At 30.6% G+C, this 5,756-nt stretch carries 5 protein-coding genes; all 5 read left to right on the top strand.

Going from position 1 to position 5,756, the window contains the following annotated elements; all coding sequences use genetic code 11:
* Positions 1–198 precede the first annotated feature (198 nt).
* Positions 199–1,953, top strand: coding sequence for an ABC transporter ATP-binding protein (locus KPL38_RS17835; protein ID WP_246578030.1), 1,755 nt, complete (start codon positions 199–201; stop codon positions 1,951–1,953).
* The gene (locus KPL38_RS17840; protein ID WP_216290485.1) at positions 1,943–3,688 is read left to right on the top strand and encodes an ABC transporter ATP-binding protein; all 1,746 of its coding nucleotides are present in this window, start codon (positions 1,943–1,945) and stop codon (positions 3,686–3,688) included. The genes KPL38_RS17835 and KPL38_RS17840 overlap by 11 nt, the downstream gene beginning before the upstream one ends.
* A 189-nt stretch (positions 3,689–3,877) precedes the next feature.
* Positions 3,878–4,087 (top strand): hypothetical protein, encoded by a 210-nt coding sequence (locus tag KPL38_RS17845; RefSeq protein ID WP_216290486.1) that lies wholly within the window; start codon positions 3,878–3,880, stop codon positions 4,085–4,087.
* 243 nt (positions 4,088–4,330) lie between these two features.
* Positions 4,331–4,465 (top strand): hypothetical protein, encoded by a 135-nt coding sequence (locus tag KPL38_RS20140; protein ID WP_281419372.1) that lies wholly within the window; start codon positions 4,331–4,333, stop codon positions 4,463–4,465.
* Between the two features lie 306 nt (positions 4,466–4,771).
* A complete protein-coding gene (locus tag KPL38_RS17850) occupies positions 4,772–5,116 on the top strand; it encodes a hypothetical protein (protein WP_216290487.1) in 345 nt (114 codons plus the stop codon).
* The last annotated feature ends 640 nt before the right edge of the window (positions 5,117–5,756 follow it).

Raw genomic sequence — 5,756 nt, forward strand, 5'->3', positions numbered from 1 at the left:
TAGAAATGAATAAAAATAAACATTAACATTAATAAAGATAAGTAAGAAATCATTCGTATTATTTAAAGAAGGTTTCTTATCAAACTTATAATTAGATTATACAAGGGGGTTAAAAAAGGTATTTCTAAAGGTACTCAATGATTTTTATATGAAAAGTAAAACAGAACGTGTGGAAAGTCTTATAAATATAAAAAAAGGATGCTGATTATTATAGCAAAATTAAAGATTGAACCCATAAAACAACCAAATAAAATTATTAACTATTGGAAAAAAGAGAGATTTGTTGTAGCATGTATTATTATATTTGGATTAACTTGTAATAGTGCATTAATTGTATCGCCAATTTATCAGGGTAAGTTGATTGATTCCATTATTGGTGGTTATAACCTATCCTCAGTAGTAATACTGGCGGTTACTTTTGTTTTACTTATAGCAATGGTTCAGTTGTTGCGCTACTTTAAACGTTTTTACATAAGACGATTCGCCAATAGTACAATTGCTACTATGAGGCTTATGATATACAATAACATAATGCATAAAACCACTGAAGAGTTAGATAATGAAAATACCGGTAATTTAATGACTAGAGCCATTTCTGATGTTGATCTCTGCGTGGAGGGTATGCGGAAATTTACCACAGAAATATTTGATACTGGAGTGCTAATGGCCTCATATTTCATATCAATGCTCCTTTATGATGTGAAAACAACTATTCTTTCCTGTCTTTTTATTCCCATTGCCATGGTGCTTGCTGAAAAATTAAAAAGTATTATTTACAAGTACACCATTGCCTTTCGTACAAAAAGTAGCTATGTTACTGATATTACATATGATGCCATTGAAAATGTCATGATTTATAAAGCCAATGGCATGGAAGATCAAAATATAGCAAGCTATAATAATGAATTAGATGACTTGCAAAACAAATCAATTAAAGCCAATATTCTAGAAAATTCTATGCAACCAATTTATAATGTTATTGCAATGCTTGGGATAATTATAGTAATTTACTTTGGAGGGACAAAGGTAATTAATGGTGGCTGGACTGTAGGTAATTTTTCTACTTATCTTATTATGTTTGCCGCCATGGCAACTAAGGCAAGTAAGGCAGCAAAGCTATTTAATTCGGTGCAAAAATCACAGATATCCTGGAAACGCATTAAGCCCTATTTTACAGAATACCAAAGTAAAGCTACCACTTCCCTGGTTAATAAGGATAGCACAACACTAACAGTTGAAAATCTTAGCTTTTGCTATGGTACAAGGAAGGAAAATATATTTCAAAAAATTAATTTTGCAGGAAATCAGGGTGAAATCATAGGTATCACTGGTTCTATTGCCTCTGGGAAATCTACACTTGGGCTATCTTTGCTTGGGTTATATCCTTATGTAGGAAGTATTAAGATAGATGGCAAGGAGCTTAGGAGTTACTCTGAATATGAGCGAAGTCAGATGATTTCTTACCTAGGTCATAACCCTCAATTGCTTTCTGATAGTATTTATAACAATATTACTCTTGGAAATGATCAGAATATTACTTCTGTTTTAAAGGATGTTTGTTTCCATAATGAATTGGAAGCAATGCCTCAGGGCGAAAACACATTAGTTGGCAATAGCGGAATAAGGTTAAGCGGTGGTCAACAGGCGAGAATATCACTGGCAAGAACCCTTTTAAACAAAAACAAAATTATGGTTTTAGATGATCCATTTTCTGCCGTTGATATGAAGACAGAAGAGGAAATTATTAAAAACCTTAAAAATAATTATAAAGATAGTTTAATCATACTAATTTCACACCGCTTAACTATATTTAAGGATGTGAACCATATTGTGTTTTTGAATAATGATAAAACAGCAAATTATGGCACGCATGATGAACTGCTCAAAAGCTCTGAAGTTTACAGATCAATATTTAATTTACAATCCACTGGGGGGAATAGTTATGAGGAATAGTCTAGTAAAAAACTCTATTATTAACGTGCTTAAGAAAAATATAAAAATAGATGTATTACTACTTTTTGCTGTTTGTGGTGTTGTTATGGCAAGCTTAATTCCTCCTCAAATTTTAAAATACATTATTGATGGTAACCTTGTACCAAAAAGCAATGACAGATTACTTTTTCTAGCAACTATTTACATGGTAGTACTATTATTTATTGGTATCTTTGATTTTATTAAGGAAGCTATACTTACAGTTTTAGGTCAAAAAATCACCAAGGAAATTAGATTAGAAATGATGGAAAAGCTAAAAAGAATGTGTACCATGTTCTTTTCCTCAAACGATACAGGCACTGTTGTCTCAAGGTTTACAAATGATGTGGATGCAATCAACTCAATGTTTACAGGTGGTATTATTGGAATGATGGTTGACTGCCTAAAAGTTATAGGAATTGTTGTCTCTATCTGGATGTTCAGCCCCAAGCTTGGAGGTATTACCTTTATACTACTGCCTATTATTTATGTCATTACCAGGATTTTTCAAAAGAGAATGTTGAAAGCACAAATAGAAAATAGGATTTTAGTGGGTAGGGTAAACAATCATATTTCAGAAAGCTTAAAGAATATCCAGATGATTAAATCCTACAGTAAAGAAAGCTACATGGAAAAAAATTATAGTTCATATTTGCTGGATAACTATAAAACTGTTGAGAAAGTAAATTTCTATGATTCCGTGTTTTCTCCCACAATCCAACTTATTCGTGCTGTGGTCATTGGCATCATTGTAATACTATCATCCAAGCAGCTAAACTATTTAGGGATATCAATAGGTATGGTTGCCGCCTCCATTGAATTAATCTCTAATTTATTTACACCCATTGAAAATCTAGGTATGGAGCTTCAAAACATTCAGCAGGCAGTATCCGGTATCCATAGGGTGAATGATTTTTATAATTTGCCTGAGGATCAATGTGAAATCAGTGAACTTAAAGCCAAGGATATCATTCCATCACGTGATGACATTACACTATGCTTTAACAATGTAACTTTTCAATATGAAGAAGGTACTGATATTTTACAAAACATTAATCTTGATTTGAGTCCACAGGAGAAGGTTACCTTTGTAGGAAGAACAGGTGTTGGTAAATCCACATTATTCAAGTTGGTTATGGGATTTTTAAAGCCATCTGATGGAAATATCACCGTAAATGGAATCGATGTTTATACTATACCAAACTCCGAAAAGCGTAAAATATTCGGATATGTTAATCAGATCTTTCATATGATAAACGGTACAGTGGCAGAGCAAATTAGTCTAAAAGATGAGCATATTACAATGGATCAAATTGGAAATGCTTTGGACTTTGTGGGCCTAACCGATTATGTGGCAGATTTAGAAAAGGGTATTGATACACAAGTAACCAGTGAAGCTCTTTTTTCACAAGGTCAGAAAGAGCTTCTTGCTATTGCAAGAGCAATTGTTGCAGACCCTCCTATTTTACTGTTTGACGAAATCACTGCTAATCTTGATTCTATAACAGAAGAAAAATTTATATCTGTATTGCAGAAGGCAAGTAAATCTCACACAATATTATCTATAACTCACCGCTTGTTCTCTATGATTGTCTGCGATACCGTGGCTATTTTAGAAGATGGAAGAATTAAAAATACAGGTTCTCCTGAAGTGCTTTTACAAAATGATGATTGGTATCGTAATCATATTGCACTGGAGAAGCTTACTTGGAGTTGAAATGTACATTATGTAATACAGAAATAATCAGTAAATTACCAATACGTACTGAATATAGTAACTGTCACAATGAGGTATACCCTAATGACACTATCAAAATATGTTTCACTGTGGTTATAAAAAAGATATATGAAATGTTTCAAATATAAATAGACTTGATGCAACGCCTATAAAACAATATATAGCCCCATGGTGGATAATAATTCCAGTATGTGGCTCATTTTTACTCGTATGTCGGCTGTACCCGGACGTAAGTCTATTGAAGTACCGAAGTTATGGGATAAGTATTATAAGATGTACAAGGAAAACACTATAAAAGCAGTTGATGTTATGAAAATATTGGAATTAAAGAAAACCACATTCTACAAATTAATAAATCAATATGAAGAAAGTAATTAATGCTTGTCAAATATATTAGCGAAACTTAATAACCGATTGAATAAATAATAGTAAATAAATATGTAAAATGTGTAACCTTTTAATATAAATACCATATTATATAATACAGCATGCAAATGAAGTGCGCGATAGTTAATAGTCATTCTCCTCAAGAGAACGGCTATTTTTAATGTGCTCGAAGGTTGTTTCCAAGCACCAATTTATATTAAGGAGTGATTTATTATTGAAAAACCAATAATTACAATGACTACAGATGAAATGGCGGCAGAATATGTTAAAGAAAGAATGGCTAAAGAAAGAATGGCTAAATATAAAAAGTCTGAATCTGACAAAGCAAAAATTTTAAGGTATATTAATTGGTTATATAATCTTAGATAACATATATTCTATTTGAAACTAAATCGAAACATTGAAAAGATAATATAAATAGGATGTTGAGATTTTCCTCTAATGATCAATAACGACAAAAAATAATGCACTAGATGAACCGTTTTTAGTAGCACATATGTCGTAAAAATCTAATTTTACCATGAGGTCATTCAATTTAGTCATCTAGTCAAATTACGTTTAAATTTTATCCGCATTTTACAATTTTATAACAATAATAGTATAATTAGATAAATTTAATATAATTACTACGATAAAAAAACGAATGATAAGGAAGACTACGAGGAGGAAATATTAATGAATGATTCATACTTAGGCATAAATGTTAATAAGACTTTAGCAACTTCAAAAGAAGCAAATTTAATAATTAGGTTCTTTACTGGTGCAAAGAACGATGATGATGCTCTGCAAATGTTGAATGACGTACAAGCTCATTACGATAAAAAGGGCAATTATTTAGAGATTGATGCCGATGTGTTTTGGGCTTATTTACTAAACCGTAAACCATATAAACAAATTGTAAGAAAAGGTAAAATCAATAGATATTATGATTTTAATAAAATAATTAAAATTAAGAAAATAAGTAGCTATAAACAATTGGTTGAAGCCGCTATTGATTATAACAATAAATATAGGTATTAAAATTGAAATATGTATATGTTATTGTTAATAATATGATAAAATTATTTGATAGAATAAAACTAAATATAACAAATGTCGTGAAAAGAATAGGTTTGTTTTCAGATGTTAAGCCGACAAAAGCTATCATCTTAAGTATATACTTAAACGATGATAGCTACGAAAATTGCTTGATGTCTGAAACGAACTATTGAATGATGCCGCGTTAGCACTTACTATGGGATTTTAATAAATATTGCTTTCCAAAAATCAGCGATATTCTATTATATTTAGCTTATACCTCTCAATAATCCAAGTAAAATTCATGATGATCAGTATATCTTGTATTTTCTATCATTAACTTTAATTATCATTTATAAATTATATTTAATTCCCCATGAAATATTAATATCTATATGCTAATATAGATTATGTTAGGGGTTGGCTTCTTTGATACTATAGTTTATTTATTCTATAAAAAGTTAAAAATCATTTGAATTAGAACTAATGACATAATTACCAATAGATAGTAATAATATTATGATTATCCCACAAAAGCTTGTAATTACTTCCAAACGTAGTAATTATGATATAATAATATCAAAATCAGTACGTAGAGGAGGATTACTATGTTTTGCAAAAATAACGTTCAACAAACTACATT

Origin of the sequence: Clostridium psychrophilum, assembly GCF_018861705.1 — a bacterium.
GTDB classification, from domain to species: Bacteria; Bacillota; Clostridia; order Clostridiales; family Clostridiaceae; genus Clostridium_AD; species Clostridium_AD psychrophilum.